Consider the following 26,516-nt stretch of genomic DNA (forward strand, 5'->3'; position numbering starts at 1 on the left):
CATGGCAGTGTTGAAAGCAGCCGGCCTGCAAAAAAGTTACAAGCGTCGCATGGTGGTCAGTGACGTGAGTCTGGAGGTGGGTACTGGCCAGATCGTCGGCCTGCTCGGCCCGAACGGTGCCGGCAAGACCACCTCCTTCTATATGATAGTGGGGCTGGTGCAGAGCGATGCCGGCCTCATCACCATCGACGATCAGGACATCAGCCAGCAGCCCATGCATATCCGTGCCCGTAACGGCATCGGCTATCTGCCGCAGGAGGCCTCCATCTTCCGTCGTCTGTCCGTGTTCGACAACCTGATGGGGGTCATGCAGACCCGCAAGGGGCTGAGCCGCGAAGAGCGTGAAGACAAGGTTGAACAACTGCTGGAAGAGTTCAACATCACCCATATCCGTGACAACCTGGGGCAGAGTCTGTCAGGGGGGGAGCGACGCCGGGTCGAGATCGCCCGCGCGCTGGCGGCCGAGCCGCGCTTTATTCTGCTGGATGAGCCGTTTGCCGGGGTCGACCCCATTTCTGTGATAGACATCAAGAAGATCATCCAGCATCTGAAAGATAGAGGCCTTGGTGTCTTGATCACCGACCACAACGTCAGGGAGACTCTGGACGTATGTGAGAAGGCTTATATCGTCAGCCACGGCAAGATGATCGCCGAAGGTGCACCGGCCGAGATCCTTGCCGATGAACAGGTCAAGCGCGTCTATTTGGGCGATCAATTCAGTCTATAGTAAGGGGGCATCTCTTCATTTCCTTTGACGACTGCCTCGCTGAACATAAGGATATCCCGACGTAGATGAAGCCGACATTACAGTTGCGTCTCGGTCAGTCCCTGACCATGACGCCGCAATTACAACAAGCGATTCGTCTGCTCCAGCTCTCCACCCTGGAACTCCAGCAGGAAATTCAGCAAGCGCTCGATAACAATCCTTTGCTTGAGCAAGAGGAGAATGACGTTCAGGAGACCAGCCCGGAAGAGCCCGTCGACGACAGTCAGCTCGACTCCAGCGATGCCATGGCCCAGGATCAGATGCCGGACGAACTGCCGGTAGATACCACCTGGGAAGATGTCTATTCAGCCGGCACAGCCCAGAGCGCAGGCCCCATCCACGATGGGGAGGACAGCGTCTATCAAGGGGAAACCACCGAGAACCTGCAGGACTATCTGCTGTGGCAGATGCGCCTCACCCCGTTCAGCGATCTGGATGCCGCCATTGCGCTGGCCATCATAGATGCCATCGATGACTCCGGTTATCTGACCGTCTCTCTCGAAGATATACAGGCGGCGGTGAGCAGCGAGGATGTCGAGGTGGAACTCGACGAGGTCGAGGCAGTGCTCAAGCGGGTGCAGCATTTCGATCCGGTCGGCATCGCCGCGCGCTCGGTGCAGGAGTGTCTGCTGATCCAGCTTGGCCAGTACGCTCCTGAACTGCCCTGGCTCAATGAGGCCAGGGAGGTAATCAAGGAGCACATGGACTTGCTCGGCAACCGTGATTACCGCACCCTGGCCCGCAAGACCAAGCTCAAGGAGAGTGACCTCAAGGAGGTGCTGGACCTTATCCAGCAACTGGAGCCCAGGCCGGGTAACGGCATCATACAGAGTGACTCCCAGTACGTGATCCCGGATGTCACCGTCGTCAAGAAGGGCAACAAATGGGTCGTTGAGCTCAACCCTGATTCTGCACCGCGCATCCGGGTCAACGAGACCTATGCCGCCATGGCCCGTCAGGCGCGTACCAGCCAGGATACCCAGTTCATTCGCTCCCACTTGCAAGAAGCCAAGTGGTTCATCAAGAGTCTGGAGAGTCGCAACGACACCCTGCTCAAGGTGGCGACCTGTATTGTCGAGCAACAACAGGGCTTTTTCGAGTATGGTGAAGAAGCCATGAAGCCCATGGTGCTCAACGATATCGCCGAGGCGGTGGAGATGCATGAGTCGACCATTTCCAGGGTAACGACCCAGAAATACATGCATACCCCCCGCGGCATCTTCGAACTGAAGTTTTTTTTCTCCAGTCATGTGAACACAGAAGGAGGAAGAGAGTGCTCATCGACCGCAATTCGCGCGCTGATCAAGAAGCTGGTGACGGCGGAGAATCCCGCCAAGCCGCTAAGTGATAGCAAGATCGCGGATTTGCTGGCCGAACAGGGTATTATGGTGGCGAGACGCACGATCGCAAAGTACCGTGAATCCTTGTTGATCCCGCCATCCAATCAGCGCAAACGCCTGGTTTAGGCAAAACAAAAAGAAGACGTTATGCAAATTAACCTGACCGGACACCATGTCGAGATCACCGAAGCTCTGCGTGATTATGTGAATAACAAATTTGCCAAACTCGAGCGTCACTTTGACCACATCAACAATGTTCATGTGGTGTTGAGCGTAGAAAAACTGAACCAGATCGCCGAAGCCAAGCTGCATGTCAGCGGTGGTGAGGTGTTCGCCAATTCACAGCATGCTGATATGTATGCTGCGATTGATACCCTGCTGGACAAGCTGGATCGGCAGATCATCAAGCACAAAGATAAGTTAAATCAAAAATAACTATGCAACTTGAACACATACTGAGTCGGGACTGCACCAAAAGTGCGGTCCCTTGTACCAGCAAGAAACGCGCCCTCGAGATCATCAGTGAATTAGCCGCTGAGCGCTTGGGGACCTCTCGCCAGACACTGTTCGAGTGTTTGCTGGCACGAGAAAAAATGGGCAGTACCGGGATCGGTGCCGGTATCGCCATTCCCCACGGCCGGATCGGTGACGAGTTTCCGCCGACCGCCATCCTGATGACCTTCGCAGAGCCTATCCCCTTCGACTCCATCGACAATCAACCGGTTGACCTGCTCTTTGCCCTGCTGGTGCCGGAAAGCGAGTGCAAACAGCACCTCAAGACCCTTTCCCTGATGGCATCCAAACTGGGTGACAAGGCGGTTTGCCGCCAGTTGCGCCAGGCAACCAGCGATGAAGATCTCTATCAGATCATGACGTCGGCCTGATATTCGGGCCCTCGTGATGATCCCAAGCGGTGAGGCAACAAGATGCAATTAATAGTGGTAAGTGGGCGCTCCGGCTCGGGCAAGACAGTGGCCCTGCGCGTGCTGGAGGATCTGGGTTATTACTGTGTGGATAACCTGCCGGTCAACCTGCTGCCCCAGTTGATCGTGTCGGTCGAGAGCCAGTATGACAAGCTGGCGGTCAGTATCGACGTGCGCAACCTGCCGGTGAGCGCAGACAAGCTGGAGACCCTGCTGGCCCAGGTTCGCAATGAAGGCCGGGTGGAATTTTCCAGCTTCTTCTTCGATGCGGAGAACTCCACCCTGCTCAAGCGCTACGGCGAGAGCCGCCGGCTGCACCCCTTGTCCCGCAAGCAGCTCTCGCTGGATGAGGCGATCCGTGAAGAGACCAATCTGCTGGCACCGCTCTCCTCGACAGCCGACTTGCGTATCGACACCACCAGCCTCAGCATTCATGACCTGAGTGAGCTCATCAAGACCCGGGTGCTTGGCAAGAAAGAGAACGAACTGGTGCTGGTGTTCGAGTCGTTCGGCTTCAAGTACGGCATCCCCAAGGACGCTGACTTCGTGTTCGATGCTCGCTTCCTGCCGAATCCACACTGGATCCCCGAGCTCAAACCCTTTACCGGCAAGGATGAGCCCGTGGCCCGCTACCTTTCCAGCCAGCCAGACGTGATGCAGTTCATCCTGCAGATTGAAAACATGCTGGCGACCTGGTTGCCACATCTGGAGCGCAACAATCGTAGCTATGTTACTGTGGGAATTGGTTGCACTGGGGGCCAGCACAGGTCCGTGTTCATCGCAGAGCAGCTGGCTGGCGCGTTCCGCTTGCTCGGCAAGAACGTCCAGATCCGCCACCGCACCCTCGACAAAAGTACGCCGCAACATTGATGGACCAATAGGAAGATCAGATGACTGTCTCAGCCTCGGTGGAAGTGAAGAACAAACTGGGTATGCATGCCAGACCGGCCATGATGCTGTTCGAGCTGGTACAGGGCTTCGATGCCCACGTGCTGCTGCGCAATGAGGACGGCATCGAGGCCGATGCAGACAGCGTGATCGGCCTGCTGATGCTGGATTCAGCCCAGGGCAAGCAGGTGGAAGTGCAGGTGGAGGGCCCCGAAGAAGTGGAGGCGCTGGCCGCTGTGGTGGCGCTGTTTACCTCCGGCTTCAACGAGGAGTGACTCACTCCCCGCCCGGGTTCAGGAACCGGTGCGCGCCAGCCCCTTGAAGCTGGCAAAATCCCGACAAGCCAGCAGATTCTTGCTGGCTTTTTCGTTCATCAGCGCCAGAAACAGATCGTAGAGCCCCATCGCCTCTTCGTAGTCCGCCTTGCTGATGGCCAGCACGAATATCAGAGTGGCTGTCTCGCCATTGCCCCAGTCGATCCCCTGTGGTGCCAGCACTGTATAGACCAGGGTGCGGCGGGCCAGCAGGCCGAGGGAGTGGGGCAGGGCTATGCCTTCTCCCAGCAGGGTGGAGACGATGCGCTCCCGTTCGTGGAGTGAACTTCTGAACCCCGCTTCCACCAGGTCTTCCTGTTCCAGCTGATCGCAGATGCGGGCGAACAGCTGACTCTGGTTGAGTGGCTCATTGACCACCATGAAGTGGTCGGCATCGAAGTATTTGTCGAGCAGGTAGGGGCGGGTGCGGTCGATCAGCACCAGTTTGCCGAGCTGCTCCAGCTGATACTGGGTCGGGAAAGGCGCCACCTGCACCACGGGCACGTTCTTCTCGCTCACCTTGACAGTGCTGATGACAAAATCCTGCTCTATCCGCGTCAATCCCTCGTAATCTCGCACCGACTCCAGGCTGGCCAGTTGCAGCTGGGGATATTCCCGCTTGATGCGCGCCTCCAGCACCCGGAAGGTGGCGTTGCCGGCATCGCACAGCAGCAGTGCCTGGGGACGGCGGGTGTAGCCGATGTCGTAGTGGCGCTCCAGCCCTACCCCGATATGGATTACCAGGTAGCCGATCTCGTGGTGGGTCAGCCGGTAAGGGGTCTGTTTTATCCACTCCGAAATGGCCGCCAGCGTGATGTCGTAGGCGAGGGGATAGTACTGCTTGATGTGATCCGCCAGTGGATTGTGGCTGCCGATCTGGTATTTGACCCGCAGCAGCATGGCGCTGATATGGGTCTGCAGATCCGCTCGCAACTGCAGGTCGTCGCGCAGATCATAGGGATAGTGCTGATGGATATAGGCAAGCAGATGCTCGACCAGCTGCTCGCTCTCGGCGGCCATGGCCGGGCTGAGCCTGGGCGTGTCGGCGGTGAGGCGGGCCTGGATCTGGATGGCGAGGCAGGCGATCTCCTCCTCTCCCGGTGGCATCAAGGTCGGCAGCTCTGCATAAATGTCACTGGCTACGGCGGCCAGCGTCTCTGTGATGTCTTCGCTGGCAAACTGGCGGAGCTCGTGCCCCGCAGCCTGCCGCAGCCTGCCGCAGCAGGGCGACGGCGCAGTAGATGGTGAGCTGCTGCAGGCTCTCGTCGGCGAGGCGCAGCTGATGGCGGCTGAGCTGGGCATGGATGTGATTGCCCACTACCTCCAGCGTCTTGCTGGGGCAAAGGTTGGGCAGCAGGCTCTGCAACTGGTTGTTGTGGAGCAGCTCCTGATAGAGCAACTGGGTGAGGCAGGCCCTGATCGCTGTCTCCCCCCCCTGGATGCGCATGCCCAGCCGTGGCTTGCTGTCGATGAGCAAGCCAAAGTGGGCGAGCCGCTCCCGCACTTCCGCCATGTCCCCCTGCAGGGCCGCCCGGCTCAGATACCAGGTATCTGCCAGTTCGTCGAGCTTGATCCCCTGTTCCGCCGTCAGCAGCAAGATCTGCAGGTGCAGCACCCGCTCACGACTGGTGCGCGGCAGGCTGCTCTCCTGCTCCTGGGCCGCCAGCAACTCATCAAACAGCCCCTGATTGTAAATCTTGAGCTGGTAGCCGCTGCCACGCTGGTGGATCAGGTGGGCGCCGTGGGTGGCAATCAGCTCGTTGAGGGTCGCCACGTCGGTGCGCACAGTGCGGGTGGAGACATTGAGGCGGCGAGCCAGCTCCTCCTGTGGCAGCGGTTCGGCATGGAGCTGGGTCAGCAGTTGATGGAGTCTGGGGTGGGGCAGCTTGGTCATGAGGGGGGACGGGACTCCTGTCGCGAAATAAAGGGTCGATGTTAACAAGCGGGTCATTAACAAGCCAGGCACCGGCCAGTGATCGGACCGGTGCCATCTTTCGTCACGCCAGCAGTCGTTTCACCGTGGCGAGCAGGGTACGCACATCCTGGGGGCGGGTCTGGCCGCTCTCGCTGTCGATGATGGAGCTGTAGACGTGGGGGATCACCTTCTCGACACCAGCGTCCAGCGCGATCCGCACTATCTCTTCGAAGTTGTCGAGATCGATGCCGCCGGTGGGCTCCAGCCAGAAGCCGTGGCGGGCACAGGCCTCGGCCACCGCCTGATACTCGTCACGACAATCCAGCCCTCCCATGGGGAAGAACTTGACCGAGCTGCCGCCCATGTCCTTGAGCAGGGCGATGGCAGTGTCGATGGGCACAATCCCGTCCGGTTGCTGGGCACTGAGGGGCCCGGTGGAGATCTTCACCATGCCGGGGGTGCCGGTGGGGGAAATGAGGCCATTGACCAGCGTCTCTGGCTGGCCCAACAGCGCCCGGCTGGCACCCACCCCGGTGAAGACCTGATTGACGTGCTGGGGCTGCAGCTGGCCTGCCAGCTCGGCTACCATGGCGGACTGGCGTGGATCGCCCGCCCCCAGCCCGATGGAGAGAGCGTTGTCGATGAGTTTCGCGTAATCGCGCATATCGGCGACCGCGGAGGGCACATCCGGATAGTTCTTGGAGAGCACGCCGACCAGTACATGGCCTTCGGCCGCCTCATAAATGTCGACAGCATTCTGTTTGGAGCCCGCTAATACATTGAGGCAGACACGGTTGCGGTAGTAGTTGGGAATAAGGGACATCAGTGATCCTCCTGAATTAGATATGGCCTTCGACGACGGCTTGCTGTTTGGAGCCCGGTAGTACATTGAGGCAGACACGGTTGTGGTAGTCGTTGGGAGTTTGGGACATCAACGATTCTCCTGAACGAGGTTGGCAATGGCGGCATGGATCTGGTCGAGCTGGGGTGCGGTGACGCTGCGCACGTCGATCTCGATGTGGCCTTCGTTGGCCTTGTAGCCACGGCAGTAGATGGCGGGGTTGCCCTGTTGCAGTCGAGCCACCAGGTGGACTGTGGTCATGCCGATCTGCTGGTGGTCAAAAGCAATATCGGTGCGGGCTATGTCGCGCCCCGCACTGTCCCATACCACTTTTGCGCTGACGCCCGGAAGCTGGTTGAGGCGCTCGATGAAGGGGGCCATCTTGGCGACCATGGCGGCGCCGCTCTCCTTCTCTTTTTCCAGGTAGCGCTCTATGGCGCGGGTCAGGCCGAGGATCCCCTCCTTGCCCACCTTCATGGCCCGGCCTATGCCGTTGGCCTGCTGCTTGACCCACTCCACATACTGGCATTTGCCGAGCACCAACCCGCTGGTGGGCCCTTCGATGGCCTTGGCGCCACTGTAGATCACCAGATCCGCCCCCTGGTTGTAATAGAGACGCAGGTCCTCTTCCGCTGCCGCATCGACGATCAGTGGCAGCTGGCGAGCCTTGGCCACTTCTGCCGCCTCTGCCACCGACAGAATGCTCTTCTGCACGCAGTGATGGGACTTGATGTAGAGAATGGCTGCGGTATTGGGATTGATGGCGGCGGCCAGCTGGGCGGGGGAGCACTCGTTGGCATAGCCAGCCTCTACCACCTTGCCTCCCCCCAGATTGACCATGGTGCCGACCGGCGCGCCGAAGTTGACGTTGTGCCCCTTGGGCAGCACGATTTCACTCGGCACTCCGTGGGCATGGGCGTGCAGCTGCTCCAGCCGGTAGGGGTCGCCGCGCACTATCATGGCGGCCACCGACTGGGCTATGCCGGCGCTGGCGCAGGAGACCACTACCGCATCTTCCACATCCAGCAAGCCTGCCAGGTAGGCGCCTGTCTTGTTGACCAGATCCTTCACCTCGAAGTAGTGGCCCAGGCCGAAGCTGACCGCATCGACCACCTCCTGCTCGGGGGTGGAGACGCCGAGAATAGTCATGCGCCCGGAGGCGTTGATCACGGGTTTGAGCTGATATTTCTCATAAACAGAAGGCATGGTGTGATTTCCCATAGTGAGTCAGAACCAGGTCACCACCCACCAGAGCGGCGAGGGGAAGCAGTTGCAGGTCGCCGCTGCGCGATTGCACCTCGGTATCCATAAACAGGGTCGGGCCGCTGGCCAGTTCAAACAGGGTTAGATCGGCATCGGCGCCCACCTCGAGTCGTCCCTTGCCGGTCAGGCGAAGCGCATCGGCGGCATGGTCGGTGACGCAGGCGAGCACCTGCTCCAGCGTCATGCCGATGGCGAGAAACTTGGACATGACGTGGGCCAGGCTGTAGACGGGCCCCTTGATACGGTTCTTGCAGTAGATATCCGAGCTGATGGTGTGGGGCTGTATCCCCTGACGGATGGCAAGCTCCGCCACCTCGAAGCTGAAGCTGGCGCCGCCGTGGCCTATGTCGAGCAAAAGGCCCCGTTGCATCGCCTCGCGCACCGCGACCCGCAGCTCGCCGGCCGGTGTCAGGATGCGGTTCGGTTTGCCGTTGAAGCAGTGGGTCAGCAGGTCTCCCTCTCCCAGCAGGGCGACAATCTCGTCCAGATCCGGCGGCGTGTTGCCCACGTGCACCATCAGCGGCAGCCGGCCGTGGGCCTGCTGCAGCGCCTTGGCCATGCGCAGCGGCTGCAGGCCGTTCTCACCCACCACACTGCCGCTCATGCGCGCCTTGATGCCGATAATAAAGTTGGGGTGACGGGCAATGGCTGCCGAGGCGAGTGCCATGTCCAGATCCCGGCTGTCCGCCAGCTCGTTCTGGCGCAGCAGGCCGATGCGGGAGATGTTGAGCAGGGCATGCACCCGGGTCTTGCAGCCTGAAGCGAGGCGCTGGAAGTCGTCCACGTCGTCGGCGCCTGTGCTGCCCGCGTCTATGACGGTGGTGACACCAGACTCCACGCCCACCTTGTCCGGCTCATCGTGATAGATGGGGGAGGCGGGATAGCAGTGGGTGTGGCCGTCGATCCAGCCCGCACTTACATGCACCCGGCCAGCCAGATCCAGGGTTTGCTTCGCCTCGGTCTTTGCCGGCAGCTGGCCGAGGGCCGCTATCTTGCCGTCCCGGATGGCGATATCGATGAGCTCGCCATTTCCCAGGCGTCCCGCTCTGATGATCATGTCATGCATGGTGATGACCTCGAAGAGGCCGCCCCGCAGGGCGGCGAGTGCTTATGCAAGGGCGACCGGGAAGAAGGTGCCGAGCAACATGGCACCCAGGATGGCGCCCCCTGTGATGGGCTTGCTCCATACATAGAACAGCAGTGCACCCAGCAGGGAACCCAGTCCTATGGGGATGGAGGCACCCATGGCAGAGAGGATGATCAGGGGGCCCAGGAAGCGGCCCGAGCTGTTGCCAGCTCCCATCATGACGTCCGCACCGTAGGTGGAGTTGCTCTGGTTGATGGTGAACTTGCGCGCCAGGATGATGATGTAGCCAATCGCCAGACCAATCACCATGCCGGTCACCAGCGAGGCGCCGAAGTTCTCCACTGGATAGAGAATGCCGGCCCCCAGCAGCAGGGCGGGCACGCCCAGGCCGACGCCGGTCTGGATGGCGCCGCCTATGTCCAGGATCCCCACCAGGGAGCCTTCTATGATGCGGGCAAACAGGAAGCTGGCGCCAAAGGCACCCGTGTCCATGCCGGCTTTCAGCATGGCGACGAAGGCCACCTCGTTGAAGGCGCCGACACCGTACAGGTAGTACATGTGGGTTCCGGCAAAGACCCCGGCCGACAGCAGGCCGACGAAGATGGGGAAGGACCAGTCTGCGTACCAGAAGTTGTTTCTCAGTTTCTCATCCATGGTGTGGCCCCTTATTTATTGGCAAGCAGGTTATGGACGTTTTCCAGCCACAGGGGGATGCCCATGTGGAAGGATTCAATCAGCTTGAGGTCAAAGCCGCGGAAGAAGCCGCTCAGCACGAACAGCAGGACGATGGCACTCATCATCACCTTGGTGACATGGTTCCAGCCGCTCTCTTCGACCCCCTTGCCGATCAGGATGCCGAGCACCAGACCCGGTACTGCGTTGCCCATGATGAGCTGCGCCAGACCGCCGAAGATGGTGGCCCAGAAACCGGACTTCTTGCCCGCTTCGATGGCGGCCAGCCAGAAGATCACCGGCATGACGGTGTTGACCAGCAGGTTGGCGGCAGGCACCAGCACCTTGACCGCTGTCACCTGCAGGGCGGCCGGTACAGCGGCAGCCGTGCTGTTGAGGAAGGCCACCACGATGGCGCCAATGATGCCGCAGGCTATGGCCATCTTTTTCGGGTCGTGCAGAGTGCTGGCGAGATCCCGGTTGCGGATCATCAGGGCCGCCGCCCCCCAGTTCGGCAGGATGCGGTGATCCACGTCCTGGGTGAAGGCTCCAGCCGCCACGGTAGAGGCCCAGGCGTTGAAGAAGAAGCCCAGACCGAAAGAGAAGTGGGAGGCGGGATCCCCTTCGCATGAGTTGAGCTCACCCAGAGTACGAAAAGCACCCATGCCCTGCACGGTCGGGGCGTGAAACATCCGCGCCGCGCCGGCCCCCACACCGACGCCCACCAGGCCGCCGATGATGAGTGACTTGATAAATATGATTAGAAACATCCAATGTATCCCTCTTGTGGGGTTGTCGCTGCGGGTGGCATCACACTAGGGTGAACGTCACCTTGTCGGCGTCCAGGCTGGTGACCTTGACCGTGATCTCCAGCTGGACGCGGAATTCACGGCGCTGGCGCGGCAGGAAGAAGAACAGGAACTTCTCCACCCGGACCGACTCCTCGGCCTTGAGCACCTGCACCTCGACCGGTTCGATCCGCAGCATGACGCGCGGGTTGTCCTTGAGCAGAGTGTGCTGCACCTGGCTGAGGGCTGCGGCGAACGCCTGCTGGCGGGTCGCCCCCTTGCCGTTGACGATGACCTGGGTGGTGAAGTCCTCTTTCATCAGGCGCGTCCGTGCTTCTTGACGAAGGCTTCTACCAGCTTCTGGCCAAGCTCTTCCTTGTCCATGAAGCCAAAACCCAGCACCACGCAGCCGTCATTGATGGCTGTGACACCCTCCTCGACGGAGCGCATGCCGTAGCGGCACTTGTAGCCGTACTTGGTCTGGGCCGTGATGGCACCGGCGCCACCGCTGCCGCAGAAGGAGATGCCGAGATCCGCCTGCTCCTTGTTCATCACATCACCGAGCTTCATATCGGCGGCCATGCCGGGTATCACGGTCACGCTGGCACCGGCCGATTCTGCCCCTGCCCCTACTTTCTGGCCCTTGCCGAGACGATCTCCAATCACGAGTTTGATGGCTGACATCTGGATATCTCCTTTTTGTTATTGATTCAGCACTGAGCTGAGTTCATTTTCTTTGGCGACTTCGAAATGGACGGACAAGAGGTGAGCCTCTTCATAGGCCAGCTTGTCCAGCCAGGCGACGACCTGTTCGGCCAGTCGCAGGGAAAGGGGGGAGATCTCGTCAAACAGGCTGAGGTCGACCTCCGGCAGGGATTCCCCGCTATGGGAACGCCACACCATGGCTTTGACATGGGAGGCCAGCATCTGCTTTTGCACCTCGTTGGGACGTATGCCCTGATCGCCTAGCAGGATGTGGATGCGTGCCAGGATCAGGTCGGTCTGGTGCAGCAACGCCGGGCTGTCCGGGGTCAGGTTCTGGTCATGAGTCTCTGTGTGCAATGTCTGCTCTCCAAGGCTGGCAGAAGGTATGGGATTACCCTAAGCCTGCAGGGGCGTGCAGAGGAGGCAGCGTTTTTCCGATTCGAAGCGGAAATTCCCGTGCGAAGCGGCTTAAAAGGCCCATTTTTGTGTACCAGCAGAGGAAAGGGAGCTTATCGGGGCTGGATTAGTGTGATCGATGGCGCACTTCTCTGGCAGATGGCCCCAGAGTCGCACAGGCTGAAACTGTGAGTCGTCTCACGTATGAGGGGAGCGAGGATCCGCAGAAATGACAAAGGGCGGTTACCCGCCCTTGTGATATGAAGAGACAATAGGGTCAGCTGGCGTTAGCGCCACTGACATTCGTATTGGCCTTGCCCTGCTGGTAGCGCAGGTCTTCCTCTATGGTGACCTCCACTTCCAGCGGCTTGCCATCACGAAACACCGATATGGTGAGTTTGGTGCCGGGACGACTCTCGACAATCTTGTCCATGGCGGAGCGCACGCCGCTGAGCGCTTCCCCATTGATCTTGAGCAGCACATCCCCCCGTTTCAGACCTCCCTTGCTGGCCGGACCGTCAGGATCCAAACTCTCGATCACCAGTCCGCGCAAATCACCGAGGTTCATCATGCGCGCCACTATGGGGTTGAGTTCAACGCTGGAGATGCCGAGGTAGCCGCGAATGACACGGCCGTTGGTGATCAGCTCATCCATGATCCGTTTGGCCAACCGGTAAGGGATGGCGAAGCTGATACCGTAGCTCTTCTGATTGCCGTTGAGGTGATAGGCGGCCGTGTTGATGCCCACCAGATCGCCGCGGCCATTGACCAGGGCTCCCCCCGAGTTGCCTTCGTTGATGGCCGCATCGGTCTGCAGCAGATCCTGCCGGCCGTTGCCGTCCGGTCCCATGCTGGAGAGACCAAGGCGACCGGTCGCACTGATGATGCCCTGAGTGATGGTCTGGCCGACGTTGTAAGGGTTGCCGATGGCGAGCACAACGTTCCCCACATCCGGCTGCCTGTCGGGATCCTGAGGGATCACTGGCAGGTTGTCCGATTCTATGTAGAGCACCGCCAGATCGGTTAACTGATCGGTTCCGACCAGCTCGGCACTGAACACCCGCCCATCCTGCAGTGCGACTATGATTTGGTCCGCATCGGCGATGACGTGATAGTTGGTCAGCACATGGCCGCGCTGATTCATGATGACACCCGAGCCCAGCCCCTGGGGTCTGAGTTCAGCCTGGTTGCCCTGATTGCGGGAGAAACTGCGGGTGTAGATGTTGACGACGGCAGGGCCGGCTCTATGAGCAGCGTAAGAGAAGCTCAGTTCACGGGCATTGGTGATGATGCCGGGGAGTTGGGCACCGCCACGGAAATCGGGAAACAGCAGCAACAGGAGAGCCGCCACGGTGAGACCGAAGCCGACAGACTTGCCCAAGTAACTGATCAAAGGTGGGATTTTCATGTCATTCTCATCCGTACATGCAGCGGGCAGAGAATAACACTATCGGTGGATAAAAATCACCCGCGGCGAGGGCCGCGGGTGTGAGGTTATTAACGGATCACCAGATAGAGAGAAGACTCTCCGCGCTGTATGTTCAGCGCCAGCACATCCGGCTTGTTTTTCAATGCCTTGGTCAGCTCGGCCAGCGAGTTTACTCGCAGGCGGTTGACGCCAATGATGATGTCGCCTTTCTGCAGACCGGAGGCCGCAGCAGGGGAGCGAGCCGCTATATCGGAGACAGCTACGCCTGTCACCGGCTCCGAGGTGGTGCTGAGCTTGGCCCCTTCCAGCGCAGGGTGCAGGACGCTGGCCAGGATCTCGCTGTCATCGGCCTTCTTCAGCATGACCTTGACGGTTTCTTCTTTGCCGTCGCGGATGAGGCCCAGCGCGACCTGCTTGTCGGCACCCATGGTCGCTATCTTGGCTCGCAGTTCGCCAAACGAGCGGATTGCCTTGCCATCTATGCTGACGATGATGTCGCCAGGCTTGATACCGGCTTTGGCGGCGGCGGAGTCAGGCATGACCTGGTTGACGAAGGCACCATCCTTCTTGTTGTAACCGAAGGTTTTGGCGATATCCGAGGTCAGTTCAGAGCCCGTGATCCCCAGCTGACCACGGCGAACTTCACCGTACTTGACGATCTGCTCAGACAGGTCACGCACCATGTTTGACGGAATGGCAAAGCCGATACCTATGTTGCCACCGTTGGGACCCAAAATGGCAGTATTGATGCCGATCAGCTCCCCACGCAGGTTGAGCAGGGCGCCGCCCGAGTTGCCGGAGTTGATGGCCGCATCGGTCTGGATGAAGTTTTCCAGATTTTCGATGTTGAGGCCACTGCGTCCCAGGGCGCTGACGATGCCGGAGGTGACTGTCTGGCCCAGGCCAAATGGGTTGCCGATGGCCAGTGCGTAGTCGCCGACCCTCAGTTCGTCTGAATCGGCAAATTTGATCTGCACCAGATCCTCGGCCTTGATTTGCAGCAGGGCGATATCGGACTGTTTGTCTTCACCTATCTTCTTGGCCGCATATTCACGACCATCTTTCAGGTTGACCTTGATCTCGTCCGCCTCGTGCACGACGTGGGCGTTGGTGATCACGTAGCCCTTCTTGGCATCGATGATGACGCCGGAGCCCAGCGCCTGGAAGGGCTGCTCGCTCACCTGCTCATCAGGCATGTTGGGGCCGAAGAAGAAGCGGAATTGCTCAGGTAGACGCTGGCGAGTGATTTTCTTGCCAGAGACGGAGATATTGACCACGGCAGGCGTGACCTGTTCGAGAACCGGCGCCAGGCTCGGCATCTCCTGATTGTTCGCCAGCAAAGAGGGCAGTGCAGCCTGCACAGGGGCCGCAGACATGGCGATACCGACACTGAGGGCTAGCACACTGAGCACAGAAAGAGGTTTACGCATATGAAAAACAGCTCCCAGAAAAAGTTGCAATGCAATCGTCAAGGTCTGACCACAACACAGCGCAATTAGTTCCGCAGGGAACTAACTGGACTGCTTGAGCAGACCGGAGGCGCCGGCATAGTCACGGGGCGGTACGCCGGGTTCTTCGTTGGCCGGTGTATCGGCACTTTCTTCAAGCAGTGCTTCACGGAACAGCGGTTCCTGTGCCTTGGCCAGGAATTTGCTCTGCTCAGCCATATGGCGATAGAGGGTTTGATACTGCTCGGCAAGCTGCTCCATCAGGGCGGCGCTGTCGGCAAAGTGGGTATTGATCTGGCCCTGGTAGCTTTCCAGCTCCGTATGCGCTTTTTTCAGCTCTTGTTCCAGACGTCCGGCATCCCGGCTGCGCACCGTGAAGCGACCGATGATGATACCGATAATCAAGGCGGCGACAGCCAGCAGGATCCCGTTTAACAGACTCATAGATGCTCCTTGTTACAGCTAAATCAATGTGTGTTGAGGCGGCCTGGATGGCCGCTACGCCTTGATGGCACTATACCGTGCACCCCGAGAGCGTGATACCATTTTGTACTTCATTCAGGGACTTGGAGGCGGTTGACAGGATGACCCCGCAGCAAAAATATCAGCAGGATTTGCAGCGCCCCGGCTTTGTGGCCGACCCGGCTCAGGCGATGGCCGTGACCCGCCTGGAGCGACTCTATCAGGATTTGTGCCAAAGCCCGACTCCGACCAGATCCCGCGGCCTGTTGGGCTGGTTGCAAAAGCCCAAGGCCAAGGAACCTGTCCTCGGGCTATATATGTGGGGCGGAGTGGGCAGAGGCAAGACCTGGCTGATGGATACTTTTTTCGAGAGCCTGCCGGGGACGCGAAAACTGCGTATCCACTTCCACCGTTTCATGCACAGGGTGCACGACGAACTCAAGGGACTGACCGGGCAGGCCGATCCGCTCAAGCTCATCGCCAGCAAGCTGGCCAGCGAGACAGATGTCATCTGTTTCGATGAGTTTTTTGTCTCCGACATCACGGATGCCATGTTGCTTGGCACCCTGTTCCAGGAGCTGTTTGGTCATGGGGTTGTGCTGGTGGCGACCTCCAACATCCCGCCACAGGACCTTTATCGCAATGGTCTGCAACGGGCCCGTTTTCTGCCAGCAATAGAGCTCATCGAGCGTCATTGCGAGGTACTTAACGTGGATGGTGGCATCGACTATCGCTTGCGTACCCTGGAGCAGGCAGAGATATATCACTTCCCTCTGGATCAGCAGGCAAAATCCAATCTGGACCGATATTTCCAACAGTTAACGGGTCTGGAGCAGGTCAACGCTGGCAGTGTCGAGATCAATTATCGTCAATTGACGTCGCTGGGAATGGGGGAAGGTGTGCTGTACATGGAGTTCGAGCAACTTTGCTGTACTCCTCGCTCACAGGGCGACTATATAGAGCTGGCCCGCCTGTTTCATACTGTGCTGCTTGCTAATGTGCAACCCATGGGGGCTGGCACGGATGACGCGGCTCGCCGCTTCATCGCCATGGTGGACGAGTTCTATGAACGGCACGTCAAACTCATCATGTCGGCGGCTGTCCCCATGACAGAACTCTACGGGAACGGGCTGCTGAATTTCGAATTCAAACGTTGTCTTTCACGGCTTCAGGAAATGCAATCGCACGAATACCTTGCCAGAGTGCACCTTCCTTAGTCACAATACCGCGCCTGCCAGTCGGATGGGCATCTGCGGCAGGTAGGGCCGGGCGACATTTGCTAGCTTCATGGCAGTGAAATTAGCAGGTGATATTTAAGGCAACTTCACTTATAATCGCCCGGCCCACGTTACAGCTGTCGATAAGACAGCGACACTTTAAGCTTTACTTGTATTCGAAGGGGTACAGGTAGGCCATCGTTTGTTGTTTGTGGGAGAGCCCCCATAAGCAATTGGGTCTGTAACAGGTAATTGGGTTTAACTTAATGAAAACTTTCGTTGCCAAGCCAGAAACCGTAAAACGTGACTGGTACATTGTGGACGCAGAGGGTAAAACTCTGGGTCGTATCGCAACCGAGATCGCTTCTCGTCTGCGTGGTAAGCACAAAGCTGAATATACTCCGCACGTTGACACCGGTGATTACATCATCGTTGTAAACGCTGAGAAGGTACATGTAACCGGTAAGAAATTTACCGATAAAATCTACCATTCTCACTCCGGTTTCCCGGGTGGTATCAAGTCAATCAGCTTCGACAAGCTGATCAAGCGTAAGCCGGAAATGGTAATCGAAGCTGCTGTCAAAGGTATGCTGCCGAAGGGTCCTCTGGGCCGTGCCATGTTCCGTAAACTGAAAGTTTACGCAGGCGCCGAGCATGCTCATGCTGCTCAGCAACCTCAAGTACTGGATATCTAATCGGGAACTGGCAACATGGCAGAAAATCAATACTACGGTACCGGCCGTCGCAAAAGCTCCACTGCTCGCGTGTTTATCAAAGCGGGTAGCGGTAAAATCGTAATCAACCAGCGCTCCCTGGAGCAGTACTTTGGCCGTCCGACTGCCCGCATGGTAGTTCGTCAGCCGCTGGAACTGGTTGAGATGACCGAGAAACTGGATCTGTACATCACCGTTAATGGTGGTGGCATCTCCGGTCAAGCTGGTGCGATCCGTCACGGTATCACTCGTGCTCTGATGCAGTACGATGAAACCCTGCGCGCCGAACTGCGTAAAGCAGGCTTTGTTACTCGCGATGCCCGTAAGGTTGAGCGTAAGAAAGTCGGTCTGCACAAAGCTCGTAAGCGTCCGCAGTACTCCAAGCGTTAATTCGCTTTTTGTACTCACTCTCACGAGTGTCAAAAAAGCCTGGCCATGTGCCAGGCTTTTTTTATTGGTAATATTAGCTATGCCAATGCTAACACCACGTCACAAAAGACAAAAAAATGTATATTTATTGTTTTTGCCCTTCGCTGGTCTTTCTTGTCAAGTTGTTATCTTTTCTTTAAAATTCCCTCGGTTTTTCTGTGACAATTGTAACTCCGCTTCCGCCGCTGTTGTCACGGAAGAAAGGGGAACAGGGACACAATAAGAATGTGCGGAGTCCACATGGGAGAGTTTTTGGATGAGCAATGCGCCAGTTGATACCGGTCGCCGCAGATTTCTTACCTGGTCAACGGTTGCCGTTGGTGGGGTAGGAGCTGCTTTTACCGCAGTGCCGTTTATAAAGTCATGGAACCCGAGTGCCAAGGCCAAAGCGGCGGGCGCTCCGGTAGAAGTGGATATCAGTAAGTTGGAACCAGGCCAGCTCATCCGTGTTGAGTGGCGAGGCAAACCGGTCTGGGTGGTGAAACGCACCAAGCAGACGCTGGATGCACTGGCGGCTCACGATGGCCAGCTGCGGGATCCCGCATCTGACGAACCACAGCAGCCGGATTATGCCCATAACGGCTACAGATCCATCAAACCCGAGATTTTTGTTGCGGTCGGCATTTGTACCCATTTAGGATGCTCTCCTTCCTACCTGCCGGATAACTTCGGTGAGCAGGTTCAAGGCGTGACCTCCGGTTTCTTCTGCCCGTGCCATGGCTCCAAGTTCGACATGGCTGGTCGAGTGTTCCAGGGGGTGCCTGCACCCTTGAACCTGGTCATTCCGCCGTACCAATATCTTAGCGACACCACCATCCTGGTCGGTGCCGATGATGGCAAGGAGGCCTGACCATGTTTTCCAAACTGATGGGCTGGATTGACTATCGTTTTCCGCTCACTGCCATGTACAACGACCATATGGCCAAGTACCCGGCACCAAAGAACCTGAATTTCTGGTACTTCTTTGGCTCGCTGGCCATGTTGGTACTGGTCAATCAGATCATCACCGGCATCTGGCTGACTATGAACTACAACCCTTCTGCTGAGGGTGCCTTTGCTTCAGTCGAATACATAATGCGGGATGTGGACTACGGCTGGCTGCTGCGCTACATGCACTCCACCGGGGCCTCTGCGTTCTTTGTGGTGGTGTATCTGCACATGTTCCGCGGCATGATCTATGGCTCTTATCAGAAGCCGCGTGAGTTGCTCTGGATCTTCGGCATGCTGATCTTTCTGGTGCTGATGGCGGAAGCCTTCATGGGATATCTGCTGCCCTGGGGCCAGATGTCATTCTGGGGGGCTCAGGTCATCATCTCGTTGTTTGGTGCCATTCCTGTGATCGGAGAGGATCTGACCCTGTGGATCCGTGGTGACTATGTCATCTCGGGGGCGACCCTGAACCGCTTCTTCGCGCTGCATGTCATAGCGTTGCCGCTGGTGCTGGTGATGCTGGTGGCCATGCATATATTGGCGCTGCACGAAGTTGGCTCCAACAACCCTGACGGCATCGACATCAAGAAGCACAAGGATGCTAACGGCTGGCCGCTGGATGCGGTGGCTTTCCACCCTTACTTCACCGTCAAGGACATGATCGGCGTGGCCGGTTTCCTGTTCTTCTTCTGCGCCATCATCTTCTTCAAGCCGGATATGTGGGGCTACTTCCTCGAGAAGCCGAACTTTGAAGTGGCCAATGGTCTGAAGACGCCGGCGCATATCGCTCCTGTGTGGTACTTCACTCCTTTCTACGCCATCCTGCGGGCGGTGCCGGACAAGTTGCTCGGTGTCATCATGATGGGTCTCTCCATCGTAGTGCTGTTCCTGCTGCCTTGGCTGGATCGCTGCAAGGTACGCTCCGTTCGCTATCGCAGCACGCTGCACAAGCTGAATATCGCCCAGTTCGTGGTCTGCTTCGTCATTCTCGGTATCCTCGGCGTCTTGCCATCGACCCCGACCTTGACCCTGGTTGCCCAGTTCTGCTCGCTGGGGTATTTCGGGTTCTTTGTCCTGCTGTTCTTCTACAGCAAGAATGAGCGTACCAAGCCGCTGCCGGAGAGGGTGACATTCAAATGAAAAGAATAATATTTGCAGTGCTGGCCTTGCTGCCCAGCCTGGCGCTTGCTGCTGGCGGTACTTTCCCACTGGACAAGGCCGACTATGACCTGAATGACAAGGCGTCTCTGCAGCGTGGTGCCACGACCTTCATGAACTACTGTGCCGGTTGTCACTCTACCCAGTACCAGCGCTACAACCGCGTTGCGCAAGATCTGGGGATTCCTGATGAGCTGATGAGGGAAAATCTTATCTTCACGGGAGCCCAAATCGGCGATCTGATGAAAATCTCCATGTCGGAGAAGGATGCGGCCAAGTGGTTTGGTGCACCGCCTCCCGACCTGACGCTGGTAGCGAGGGTGCGCGGGGCTGACTGGGTTTATACCTATTTGCGCTCTTTCTATGTGGATGAGACTCGTCCGTTTGGCGTGAACAACGCTGTTTTCCCGTCCGTGGGCATGCCTCACGTGCTGGAGCCGCTGCAAGGCACGCCCCGTGCCGAGTTTGCGACCCACACTGTGGATGGGGTGGACGTACAGCAGGTTGTCAGTGTCAAATCTGACGGCAACGGTGAAATGAATAACGAAGAGTATGATCAGACGGTACTGGATCTGGTAAACTTCTTGGTCTACTCGGCTGAACCGGTACAACAGGAGCGCGAACGCATGGGCTTCTGGGTACTTGGATTCATCGTAATCTTCTTCATCTTCACTGTGCTGTTGAAGAAGGAATTCTGGCGCGACGTTCACTAAGCGACCAGATCCGGGTAATATAATGCACGGCAATGAAGACCAAGATGCTTCATTGCCGTTTCTGCTTTTTAATGACGGGAGGGTTCAATGGCTGTAGCTGCCAATAAGCGTTCGGTAATGACGCTGTTTTCCGGTGCCAACGATATGTTCAGCCATCAGGTGCGTATTGTCCTGGCGGAGAAGGGTGTTAGCGTAGATATTTGCCAGGTTGACCCAAGCAACTTGCCAGATGAGCTGGCCGAGCTGAACCCGTACAACACTGTACCGACTCTGGTCGATCGTGAGCTGGCACTGTACACCTCACGCATCATCATGGAGTATCTGGACGAGCGCTTCCCGCACCCGCCCCTGATGCCGGTTTACCCGGTTGCCCGTGGTAACAGCCGTCTGATGATGCATCGCATCGAGCTGGACTGGTACTCCCTGGCCGACAAGATCATGGCAGGTACCGATGTCGATGCGGCGCGTGCCGAATTGCGTGACAACCTGCTGGCCATCGCGCCTATCTTCGGTGAAATGCCGTATTTCATGAGCGAAGAGTTCGGTCTGGTCGATTGCTACATGGCACCGCTGTTGTGGCGTCTGCCCAGTCTGGGGATCGATTTCGCCGGTCGAGGTGCCAAAGAGCTGAAAGCCTATATGGTTCGTCTGTTCGAGCGTGAATCCTTCCAGGCTTCATTGACTGAAGCTGAACGTGAGATCCGCGCTGGCGTATGAGCATGGAACCAACAATGACACCCAGTCGCCCGTATCTGTTACGGGCGTTCTTTGACTGGTTGCTGGATAACGAGCTGACCCCGCATCTGGTGGTCAACGTCAATATCCCCCATGTGATGGTGCCGATGCAGTTTGTTCAGGATGGACAGATAGTGTTGAACATAGCGCCGCGTGCAGTAGGACAGTTCCACATGGACAATGAAGCGGTCAGCTTTAGTGCCCGTTTTGGCGGTGTCTCCCAGCAGGTTTATATCCCTATGGCCGCCATACTGGCGATTCATGCCAGGGAGAACGGCGTGGGTGCCCTGTTCCCGCCCGAGCCAGGTTACGACCTCTGGCTGGAGCAGGCCGAAGCACCGGTGGAGCCTGAGCCGGAACCACCGCGGCCGACCGGTCGGCCGACGTTGAAAGTCATCAAATAAAAAAACGCAGCCAACTGGCTGCGTTTTTTTATTTCTGTTTGCTATCTGCTCGCTCAGTTCTGGGCGAACTCGAACGCTTTGATCACGCGCTTCACGCCACTGACGTGGCGAGCGATCTCAACGGCCTGGTCCCCTTCCTGGCGAGTCACCAGGCCAATCAGGAACACCTCGCCGTTCTCGGTGACCACCTTGACCTTGGCGCTGTCGAAGTTTTTGGCCCCCAGCATGTCTGCACGGACCTTGGAGGTGATCCAGGAGTCATTGCTGCGCACCCCTATGTTGACTGGCTGGCCGAGTCGCAGCTCATTGTAGACATGGCGTACGCCGTCGATACGGGCCACGACCTTGCCTGCTTCGAGCTTGTATGCGTCAGAAGGTGTCTGGCCGACCAGCAGTACACGGCCGTTGTTGCTGTAGACGCTGATCTTGCTGGCTGTACTCAAGGGTTTGTTGTCGGCCAATAGATTGGCAGCTTTCAGTTCGATGGCCTGATCATCCCACTGGGCACCCAGAGTGCGGCGATCGCCGGAAGCCTTGGCAGTGCCTGCGGCACCGCCTACTACCACGGCTGCGCAGCCTTGCAGCAGCAGGGTGCCAGCCAGCAGGCCGAGCAGGAGTGTTTGCTTCTTCATGGTTTCAATCTTCCTGTTGCGGGAAAAGTGTCTGGTCGATGAGATCACACAGACAGTGTAGGGTCAACAGGTTAACCTCCAGAATACGGGGGCGTCGGGCGGATGGTACCCGGATCTCCACATCGTTGGGACCGAGCAGCCCGGCGATCTCACCACCGTCCCCCCCACCGAGCACCACTATGGTCATATCCCGTGATAACGCGGCCTCCGCGGCCTTGATCAAGCTACGACTATTACCTGTGGTGGTGATGACCACCAGGATGTCGCCGGCTTGCCCCAAGGCCCGGATCTGTTTGGCATAGACCTCTTCGAAGCCGTGATCGGTGGCGATGGCGCTGATGGTTGCCATGTCTGGGGTCAGTGCCATGCCCGGCAGGGAAGGGCGTTCGGTCTCGTAACAGTTGACCAGCTCGGAGATGAACAGCTGGGCTAGCGCCGCAGAGGGACCATTACCGCATGCCATCACCTTGTGGCCATTGAGCAGACAGATGGTCAGCATCTGGGCCGCAGTATGGATAGCGTCCGGCAGCGCCTCGGCGGCGGCAATTTTGGTCTGGATGCTTTCGGTGTAGTTTTCTTTGATGCGGTCAGTCATAGGGTCCTCTTAAAATGCGTTCTGGATCCAGTTTGGCTGGTCATCCTCAAACGCGATCACATCGAATCGGCAGGCCTGACTGGCCTCGTTGATGGCATGTTGCGTTAAATAGTGGCGCGCTGCCAGCACGATCTTGTGCTGTTTGCTCCGGGTGACAGAGCTGGCGGCCCCGCCATGGCTGGCATGGGCGCGGTATCTGACCTCAACAAACACCAGGGTATCCCCCTGGCGCATGATGAGATCGATTTCGCCGCCGCGGCAGCGATAGTTGCGAGTCACGGGTTGCAGGCCGCGAGCGTTCCGCTACTTGCTCAAAGTGTTGCCCCTTGTTCGTCGGTGACGGAAACAGGTTCTGCCACTGCTGGCTCATCCGTGCCAATAGATCCTTCATTGGGGGCTCCCTCAAGCTGAGGTGCTGCACTGTCGCTGACCAGTTCACCATTCTGATAGGTGGCCCAATCCAGTACCCGCACAATGTTGCCATTGGCATCCACGCTCAGCTGTCCGCTCATGCCTGGTTGTTGCATGGCATTGACCTTGCGCATCTGCTGCAGGTTTTCTGCCAGGCTGACGGCATCGTAGCCCAGTGCGAACAGGCGCATCAGGTCACCCTGGGTCTGCGGCCAGAGCAGTGCGATCTGCTCCCGTTGCTGCTCGTAGCCACCCAGCAGCAGCGGCATGTCTGAGATGTGCATACCATTGAGCTCGGAGGCGACCTCTGTGGTGGCGCTGTCGTAGCTGCGTGAGCTGCTGTAGATGGGCAGGCTGCCCATGGGATTGACCGAGATGTCCACGTAGGGCTTGATCATCCGGGTCTCCAGGCTATTGGCGACCACGTAGACCACATCTATGCTGCGTGGCGCGGCTGCGGATAGTTGTACCACCTCCCCGGCCCGTGCGGTCGAGCGACCACTCAGAGCATTCTTGACCATGCCCTGCACTTCGTTACGAGCACCAAAGGTGGCCACGACCGGCTTGTCCTGACTCACTGTGGCCCATGCCTGCTCGAATGCCTTGATACTGCTGTAGCCAATTCGGCCCTGAGCAGCGATCAGCAGCGGTTTTCGGTAACCCTGACCGTAGAGATATTGCGCGGCCTGGGCTGCATCGGCAGCGGCAGAGAGCGAGAAGTAGAAGGTGCTGTCGTTGACGATAGGTTTGTCCAACTCGTTCAGCGCCAGCACGGGCACGGTCGGATTGGCCTTGAGCAGCTCCTCGACTCTGTCCTTGAGCAGCGGGCCAATGATCATGTTGGCCCCTTCCTGAATGGCTTGCTTGTAGAGTTCGCCCATCGCCTTGGTCTGGGTGTCGTAGAAGTTCAGGGTAAATTGGCTCTGATTCTCCTTGTAAGACATCAACATACCGTTGCGAATGGCTGCGCCCTGCGGCTCGAGATTGCCCGAGAGCGGCAGGAACACGGCGATCTGCTGCAGCGCATTGATGTGGCTGGTGGCGAGATCCCCCAGACCGGCCGGCATGTCTTTCTGGGCCGGGTGGTCAGGGAAAGCCTGTTTCCATCCTGCCAGCTGACGGGCCAGCTGACTGGGCTGGGCACCGAACTCGTTAACCAGTGCAGCCAGTCGCAGCCAACCTGTGGTCACGTCAGGGGCTGGCGCCTCTTCCAGTGCCTGCAAGGTGGAGGGTGTCATGCTCTTCAGCAGAGACCAGATTTGCTGATGGTTGGTCGCCAGCTCATTCTGGGCCAGATAGGGCTCCATCAAGATCAGCGACTTGGCTGCACCAAACTTGTTGTTGATATCCAGCTGCAGCACTACCCGCTGGCGATACCAATTTTTCTGCGTATCGGCATCCAGCGGCACGTCCGGTTTACCCTCCAGCAGGATCAGCGCCTGGTTGGCGTTGCCCTGGGCGAGCAACAGATGTGCCTGCAACAGTTGCAGCTGCGCTTTCTGCTCCGCGCTCTGGGCCTGCTTCTGTAGTTGCTGGTATAGCGCCGATGCCGGCTTGGCTTGGCCGAGTGCCAAGTAGCTGCGTGCCGCCATCACCTGCCAAGTAAAGGCTTCGGCAGGTTTGACAGGATCCACCTGCTCCAGATACCACTGGGCATTTTTGGTCAGATCCGAGAATGCCGACGGCATACCTGGCTGCCCGGAAGGTTGATTGGGCCCCGACGCACAGGCGGCGAGCAGTGCTGCCGCGAGTATGATGCCGAAGAGTCGTGATACACTTAGCTGCTTTGTAACCCGGTTCAAGTTCATTCCCCGACCAGTGTTGAAGTTCCCCATAGTGTAAACGGGCCAATATGGCGACACAATTGTCGGGACACTCGGAGATCCCATGAGTGACATCCCAACCCTGTATATAGTCCCCACTCCGATCGGTAATCTGGCGGACATTACCCAGCGTGCATTGGACATTTTACGCAGTGTCGATCTGGTGGCTGCCGAGGATACGCGTCATACCGGTATCCTGCTGAGCCACTACCAAATCTCGGTACCCACCTTCGCGCTGCACGATCATAACGAGCAGCAGAAAGCCGATGTGCTGATCGGCCGGATCAAGGAAGGCAAGACCGTAGCCCTGGTCTCCGATGCGGGGACTCCGCTCATCAGCGACCCAGGCTACCACTTGGTCACCCGCTGTCGCGAAGCAGGCGTCAAGGTGGTACCACTGCCTGGTCCTTGTGCCGCCATCACGGCCCTGAGCGCCGCTGGTTTGCCGACCGACCGCTTCGCCTTCGAAGGATTTTTGCCCGCCAAAAGCAAAGGGCGTGATGACAGATTGCAGGCCGTGATCGAAGACACCCGCTCACTGGTATTTTATGAATCCCCACGTCGGGTGCAGGATACGGTAGAAGCGATCGCTCGCATTCTGGGGGAGCGTCAGGTGGTGGTGTGCCGCGAATTGACCAAGACCTTCGAATCCATCCATGGTCTGCCCGCGTCCGAGATGCTGACCTGGCTTGGTCAGGATGATAACCGCTGCCGTGGCGAGATAGTGCTGGTGGTCGCGGGAGCCAGCAAAACGGAAGAAGAGCTGCCTGCCGAGGCGATCCGTACCCTGGGGTTGCTGGTGACCGAGTTGCCACTGAAAAAAGCGGCGGCACTCACCGCGGAAATCCATGGTGTGAAGAAAAATGCCCTCTACAAATACGGACTAGAGCACTATTGAGCCGGCGAAATAGGCCGGCAGACTGTTTTCTGACCAGCGCGTTCACCCGTACCGACAAGCATTCAGCCTGTAAACGGGGGCCAAAGCGCGATAAATGGCTGTAAACGGGAATTGCCGGTTTACCCCACAGTGTCACGAGGCTATAATCCGCGCCTCGGAGTCGGCTGGGCAATCGCTGCTTCGTCGTTGTGTCCCTCGGGACAGACGGGCGGAGGGGAGGAAAGTCCGGGCTTCATAGGGCAGGGTGCCAGGTAACGCCTGGGGGGCGTGAGCCCACGACCAGTGCAACAGAGAGCAAACCGCCGATGGCCCGCAAGGGATCAGGTAAGGGTGAAAGGGTGCGGTAAGAGCGCACCGCGCGTCTGGTAACAGTTCGTGGCACGGTAAACTCCACCCGAAGCAAGACCAAATAGGCCCCTATTGGCGCGGCCCGCGTTGGGGGCGGGTAGGTTGCTTGAGCCAGCGAGCGATTGCTGGCCTAGAGGAATGATTGCTACCCGGGGCAACCCGGTACAGAACCCGGCTTACAGGCCGACTCCGACCTATTCAAGGTATGCAAGTACCTTAAAATCCCGGCACCTTCTGGTGCCGGGATTTTTATTTTTGGGTTGTCAGACGGTC

Annotated in this window: 30 protein-coding genes, 1 other RNA gene and 1 pseudogene; 16 read left to right on the forward strand and 16 right to left on the reverse strand. The window is 58.2% G+C overall.

Annotated features, from left to right (window positions below):
• The first annotated feature begins 1 nt into the window (after nt 1).
• From lptB to npr, 6 genes are all read left to right on the forward strand, one after another.
• Nucleotides 2–727, forward strand: coding sequence for an LPS export ABC transporter ATP-binding protein (lptB, locus tag AXW79_RS00080; RefSeq protein ID WP_005314412.1), 726 nt, complete (start codon nt 2–4; stop codon nt 725–727).
• A 65-nt stretch (nt 728–792) separates the two neighbouring features.
• Nucleotides 793–2,232: an RNA polymerase factor sigma-54 gene (locus AXW79_RS00085; RefSeq protein WP_005314410.1), complete on the forward strand. Its 1,440-nt coding sequence runs from the start codon at nt 793–795 to the stop codon at nt 2,230–2,232.
• Nucleotides 2,233–2,253: 21 nt separating this feature from the next.
• The gene (hpf, locus tag AXW79_RS00090; protein WP_005305957.1) at nt 2,254–2,541 is read left to right on the forward strand and encodes a ribosome hibernation promoting factor; all 288 of its coding nucleotides are present in this window, start codon (nt 2,254–2,256) and stop codon (nt 2,539–2,541) included.
• 2 nt (nt 2,542–2,543) lie between these two features.
• Nucleotides 2,544–2,990 (forward strand): PTS IIA-like nitrogen regulatory protein PtsN, encoded by a 447-nt coding sequence (gene ptsN / locus AXW79_RS00095; RefSeq protein WP_005314406.1) that lies wholly within the window; start codon nt 2,544–2,546, stop codon nt 2,988–2,990.
• Nucleotides 2,991–3,032: 42 nt separating this feature from the next.
• Entirely contained in the window at nt 3,033–3,899 is an 867-nt protein-coding gene (rapZ, locus tag AXW79_RS00100) for an RNase adapter RapZ (protein WP_005314405.1), read from the forward strand.
• A 20-nt stretch (nt 3,900–3,919) separates the two neighbouring features.
• The gene (npr, locus tag AXW79_RS00105) at nt 3,920–4,192 is read left to right on the forward strand and encodes a PTS phosphocarrier protein NPr (protein WP_005314403.1); all 273 of its coding nucleotides are present in this window, start codon (nt 3,920–3,922) and stop codon (nt 4,190–4,192) included.
• An 18-nt stretch (nt 4,193–4,210) separates the two neighbouring features.
• Here npr and AXW79_RS00110 read toward each other — a convergent pair.
• The 12 genes and pseudogenes from AXW79_RS00110 to AXW79_RS00170 all read right to left on the reverse strand — a co-directional run bounded on the left by AXW79_RS00110 (nt 4,211) and on the right by AXW79_RS00170 (nt 15,219).
• Nucleotides 4,211–6,125 (reverse strand): annotated as a pseudogene (locus AXW79_RS00110) (BglG family transcription antiterminator).
• Nucleotides 6,126–6,228: 103 nt separating this feature from the next.
• Nucleotides 6,229–6,969: a 2-dehydro-3-deoxy-phosphogluconate aldolase gene (gene dagF / locus AXW79_RS00115; RefSeq protein ID WP_005314402.1), complete on the reverse strand. Its 741-nt coding sequence runs from the start codon at nt 6,967–6,969 to the stop codon at nt 6,229–6,231.
• Nucleotides 6,970–7,077: 108 nt separating this feature from the next.
• A complete protein-coding gene (locus AXW79_RS00120) occupies nt 7,078–8,193 on the reverse strand; it encodes a DgaE family pyridoxal phosphate-dependent ammonia lyase (protein ID WP_005314399.1) in 1,116 nt (371 codons plus the stop codon).
• Entirely contained in the window at nt 8,177–9,316 is a 1,140-nt protein-coding gene (locus AXW79_RS00125; RefSeq protein ID WP_005314397.1) for an amidohydrolase/deacetylase family metallohydrolase, read from the reverse strand. Before AXW79_RS00125 ends, AXW79_RS00120 begins: the two co-directional genes overlap by 17 nt.
• Before the next feature lie 42 nt (nt 9,317–9,358).
• Nucleotides 9,359–9,991, reverse strand: coding sequence for a DUF4310 family protein (locus tag AXW79_RS00130; protein WP_005314396.1), 633 nt, complete (start codon nt 9,989–9,991; stop codon nt 9,359–9,361).
• Between the two features lie 11 nt (nt 9,992–10,002).
• Entirely contained in the window at nt 10,003–10,779 is a 777-nt protein-coding gene (locus AXW79_RS00135; protein WP_005314394.1) for a DUF4311 domain-containing protein, read from the reverse strand.
• Nucleotides 10,780–10,819: 40 nt separating this feature from the next.
• Nucleotides 10,820–11,116, reverse strand: coding sequence for a DUF4312 family protein (locus AXW79_RS00140; RefSeq protein WP_005314392.1), 297 nt, complete (start codon nt 11,114–11,116; stop codon nt 10,820–10,822).
• On the reverse strand, nt 11,116–11,481 hold the full coding sequence (locus tag AXW79_RS00145; RefSeq protein WP_005314389.1) for a glycine-rich SFCGS family protein: 366 nt from the start codon (nt 11,479–11,481) through the stop codon (nt 11,116–11,118). Before AXW79_RS00145 ends, AXW79_RS00140 begins: the two co-directional genes overlap by 1 nt.
• An 18-nt stretch (nt 11,482–11,499) precedes the next feature.
• Nucleotides 11,500–11,859 carry a transcriptional regulator gene (locus tag AXW79_RS00150; RefSeq protein ID WP_005314387.1) on the reverse strand — a complete coding sequence of 120 codons (360 nt, stop codon included), beginning with the start codon at nt 11,857–11,859 and terminating at the stop codon, nt 11,500–11,502.
• Between the two features lie 316 nt (nt 11,860–12,175).
• A complete protein-coding gene (gene degS, locus AXW79_RS00160) occupies nt 12,176–13,306 on the reverse strand; it encodes an outer membrane-stress sensor serine endopeptidase DegS (protein ID WP_005314380.1) in 1,131 nt (376 codons plus the stop codon).
• An 89-nt stretch (nt 13,307–13,395) separates the two neighbouring features.
• Nucleotides 13,396–14,757, reverse strand: a complete 1,362-nt coding sequence (locus tag AXW79_RS00165; RefSeq protein ID WP_005314377.1) for a Do family serine endopeptidase — start codon at nt 14,755–14,757, stop codon at nt 13,396–13,398.
• 81 nt (nt 14,758–14,838) lie between these two features.
• Nucleotides 14,839–15,219: a YhcB family protein gene (locus tag AXW79_RS00170; protein ID WP_005314374.1), complete on the reverse strand. Its 381-nt coding sequence runs from the start codon at nt 15,217–15,219 to the stop codon at nt 14,839–14,841.
• Nucleotides 15,220–15,359: 140 nt separating this feature from the next.
• On the opposite strand from AXW79_RS00170, the gene zapE reads away from it, so the two are divergent.
• The 8 genes from zapE (at nt 15,360) to AXW79_RS00210 (ending at nt 21,536) form a co-directional block, all read left to right on the forward strand.
• Nucleotides 15,360–16,454 carry a cell division protein ZapE gene (gene zapE / locus AXW79_RS00175; RefSeq protein ID WP_005314371.1) on the forward strand — a complete coding sequence of 365 codons (1,095 nt, stop codon included), beginning with the start codon at nt 15,360–15,362 and terminating at the stop codon, nt 16,452–16,454.
• Nucleotides 16,455–16,720: 266 nt separating this feature from the next.
• Entirely contained in the window at nt 16,721–17,149 is a 429-nt protein-coding gene (gene rplM / locus AXW79_RS00180) for a 50S ribosomal protein L13 (RefSeq protein ID WP_005314367.1), read from the forward strand.
• Nucleotides 17,150–17,164: 15 nt separating this feature from the next.
• The gene (rpsI, locus tag AXW79_RS00185) at nt 17,165–17,557 is read left to right on the forward strand and encodes a 30S ribosomal protein S9 (protein WP_005314365.1); all 393 of its coding nucleotides are present in this window, start codon (nt 17,165–17,167) and stop codon (nt 17,555–17,557) included.
• Between the two features lie 295 nt (nt 17,558–17,852).
• Nucleotides 17,853–18,446 carry a ubiquinol-cytochrome c reductase iron-sulfur subunit gene (petA, locus tag AXW79_RS00190; protein ID WP_005314362.1) on the forward strand — a complete coding sequence of 198 codons (594 nt, stop codon included), beginning with the start codon at nt 17,853–17,855 and terminating at the stop codon, nt 18,444–18,446.
• A gap of 2 nt (nt 18,447–18,448) precedes the next feature.
• Nucleotides 18,449–19,666, forward strand: a complete 1,218-nt coding sequence (locus AXW79_RS00195) for a cytochrome b (protein ID WP_005314360.1) — start codon at nt 18,449–18,451, stop codon at nt 19,664–19,666.
• Nucleotides 19,663–20,397 carry a cytochrome c1 gene (locus AXW79_RS00200; protein WP_005314357.1) on the forward strand — a complete coding sequence of 245 codons (735 nt, stop codon included), beginning with the start codon at nt 19,663–19,665 and terminating at the stop codon, nt 20,395–20,397. The genes AXW79_RS00195 and AXW79_RS00200 overlap by 4 nt, the downstream gene beginning before the upstream one ends.
• An 87-nt stretch (nt 20,398–20,484) precedes the next feature.
• Nucleotides 20,485–21,114, forward strand: coding sequence for a stringent starvation protein SspA (gene sspA / locus AXW79_RS00205; protein WP_005314352.1), 630 nt, complete (start codon nt 20,485–20,487; stop codon nt 21,112–21,114).
• A complete protein-coding gene (locus AXW79_RS00210; protein ID WP_011898280.1) occupies nt 21,111–21,536 on the forward strand; it encodes a ClpXP protease specificity-enhancing factor in 426 nt (141 codons plus the stop codon). The genes sspA and AXW79_RS00210 overlap by 4 nt, the downstream gene beginning before the upstream one ends.
• 53 nt (nt 21,537–21,589) lie before the next feature.
• On the opposite strand, the gene dolP is transcribed toward AXW79_RS00210, so the two are convergent.
• Genes dolP through AXW79_RS00230 form a run of 4 tightly spaced genes read right to left on the reverse strand, consistent with a single transcriptional unit; the run spans nt 21,590 to nt 24,862 of the window.
• Entirely contained in the window at nt 21,590–22,168 is a 579-nt protein-coding gene (gene dolP, locus AXW79_RS00215) for a division/outer membrane stress-associated lipid-binding lipoprotein (protein ID WP_005314328.1), read from the reverse strand.
• A 4-nt stretch (nt 22,169–22,172) separates the two neighbouring features.
• Entirely contained in the window at nt 22,173–22,763 is a 591-nt protein-coding gene (locus AXW79_RS00220; RefSeq protein WP_005314325.1) for an SIS domain-containing protein, read from the reverse strand.
• A gap of 9 nt (nt 22,764–22,772) precedes the next feature.
• Nucleotides 22,773–23,042, reverse strand: a complete 270-nt coding sequence (locus AXW79_RS00225; protein WP_005314323.1) for a YraN family protein — start codon at nt 23,040–23,042, stop codon at nt 22,773–22,775.
• Between the two features lie 32 nt (nt 23,043–23,074).
• The gene (locus AXW79_RS00230; RefSeq protein ID WP_042468030.1) at nt 23,075–24,862 is read right to left on the reverse strand and encodes a penicillin-binding protein activator; all 1,788 of its coding nucleotides are present in this window, start codon (nt 24,860–24,862) and stop codon (nt 23,075–23,077) included.
• A gap of 199 nt (nt 24,863–25,061) precedes the next feature.
• Here AXW79_RS00230 and rsmI point away from each other — a divergent pair, with 199 nt between their 5' ends.
• Together rsmI and rnpB are read left to right on the forward strand one after the other, a co-directional pair.
• Nucleotides 25,062–25,895, forward strand: a complete 834-nt coding sequence (rsmI, locus tag AXW79_RS00235) for a 16S rRNA (cytidine(1402)-2'-O)-methyltransferase (protein WP_005314319.1) — start codon at nt 25,062–25,064, stop codon at nt 25,893–25,895.
• A 156-nt stretch (nt 25,896–26,051) separates the two neighbouring features.
• Nucleotides 26,052–26,438, forward strand: an RNA gene (rnpB, locus tag AXW79_RS00240) — RNase P RNA component class A.
• Nucleotides 26,439–26,516: the final 78 nt, after the last annotated feature.

It is taken from the genome of Aeromonas salmonicida subsp. salmonicida, assembly GCF_001643305.1.
GTDB lineage: Bacteria > Pseudomonadota > Gammaproteobacteria > Enterobacterales > Aeromonadaceae > Aeromonas > Aeromonas salmonicida.

Coding starts and splice junctions, on each gene's coding strand:
- lptB (WP_005314412.1), top strand. CDS start 2: ATGGCAGTGTTGAAAGCAGCCGGCCTGCAAAAAAGTTACAAGCGTCGC.
- AXW79_RS00085 (WP_005314410.1), top strand. CDS start 793: ATGAAGCCGACATTACAGTTGCGTCTCGGTCAGTCCCTGACCATGACG.
- hpf (WP_005305957.1), top strand. CDS start 2,254: ATGCAAATTAACCTGACCGGACACCATGTCGAGATCACCGAAGCTCTG.
- ptsN (WP_005314406.1), top strand. CDS start 2,544: ATGCAACTTGAACACATACTGAGTCGGGACTGCACCAAAAGTGCGGTC.
- rapZ (WP_005314405.1), top strand. CDS start 3,033: ATGCAATTAATAGTGGTAAGTGGGCGCTCCGGCTCGGGCAAGACAGTG.
- npr (WP_005314403.1), top strand. CDS start 3,920: ATGACTGTCTCAGCCTCGGTGGAAGTGAAGAACAAACTGGGTATGCAT.
- dagF (WP_005314402.1), bottom strand. CDS start 6,969: ATGTCCCTTATTCCCAACTACTACCGCAACCGTGTCTGCCTCAATGTA.
- AXW79_RS00120 (WP_005314399.1), bottom strand. CDS start 8,193: ATGCCTTCTGTTTATGAGAAATATCAGCTCAAACCCGTGATCAACGCC.
- AXW79_RS00125 (WP_005314397.1), bottom strand. CDS start 9,316: ATGCATGACATGATCATCAGAGCGGGACGCCTGGGAAATGGCGAGCTC.
- AXW79_RS00130 (WP_005314396.1), bottom strand. CDS start 9,991: ATGGATGAGAAACTGAGAAACAACTTCTGGTACGCAGACTGGTCCTTC.
- AXW79_RS00135 (WP_005314394.1), bottom strand. CDS start 10,779: ATGTTTCTAATCATATTTATCAAGTCACTCATCATCGGCGGCCTGGTG.
- AXW79_RS00140 (WP_005314392.1), bottom strand. CDS start 11,116: ATGAAAGAGGACTTCACCACCCAGGTCATCGTCAACGGCAAGGGGGCG.
- AXW79_RS00145 (WP_005314389.1), bottom strand. CDS start 11,481: ATGTCAGCCATCAAACTCGTGATTGGAGATCGTCTCGGCAAGGGCCAG.
- degS (WP_005314380.1), bottom strand. CDS start 13,306: ATGAAAATCCCACCTTTGATCAGTTACTTGGGCAAGTCTGTCGGCTTC.
- AXW79_RS00165 (WP_005314377.1), bottom strand. CDS start 14,757: ATGCGTAAACCTCTTTCTGTGCTCAGTGTGCTAGCCCTCAGTGTCGGT.
- AXW79_RS00170 (WP_005314374.1), bottom strand. CDS start 15,219: ATGAGTCTGTTAAACGGGATCCTGCTGGCTGTCGCCGCCTTGATTATC.
- zapE (WP_005314371.1), top strand. CDS start 15,360: ATGACCCCGCAGCAAAAATATCAGCAGGATTTGCAGCGCCCCGGCTTT.
- rplM (WP_005314367.1), top strand. CDS start 16,721: ATGAAAACTTTCGTTGCCAAGCCAGAAACCGTAAAACGTGACTGGTAC.
- rpsI (WP_005314365.1), top strand. CDS start 17,165: ATGGCAGAAAATCAATACTACGGTACCGGCCGTCGCAAAAGCTCCACT.
- petA (WP_005314362.1), top strand. CDS start 17,853: ATGAGCAATGCGCCAGTTGATACCGGTCGCCGCAGATTTCTTACCTGG.
- AXW79_RS00195 (WP_005314360.1), top strand. CDS start 18,449: ATGTTTTCCAAACTGATGGGCTGGATTGACTATCGTTTTCCGCTCACT.
- AXW79_RS00200 (WP_005314357.1), top strand. CDS start 19,663: ATGAAAAGAATAATATTTGCAGTGCTGGCCTTGCTGCCCAGCCTGGCG.
- sspA (WP_005314352.1), top strand. CDS start 20,485: ATGGCTGTAGCTGCCAATAAGCGTTCGGTAATGACGCTGTTTTCCGGT.
- AXW79_RS00210 (WP_011898280.1), top strand. CDS start 21,111: ATGAGCATGGAACCAACAATGACACCCAGTCGCCCGTATCTGTTACGG.
- dolP (WP_005314328.1), bottom strand. CDS start 22,168: ATGAAGAAGCAAACACTCCTGCTCGGCCTGCTGGCTGGCACCCTGCTG.
- AXW79_RS00220 (WP_005314325.1), bottom strand. CDS start 22,763: ATGACTGACCGCATCAAAGAAAACTACACCGAAAGCATCCAGACCAAA.
- AXW79_RS00230 (WP_042468030.1), bottom strand. CDS start 24,862: ATGCCGTCGGCATTCTCGGATCTGACCAAAAATGCCCAGTGGTATCTG.
- rsmI (WP_005314319.1), top strand. CDS start 25,062: ATGAGTGACATCCCAACCCTGTATATAGTCCCCACTCCGATCGGTAAT.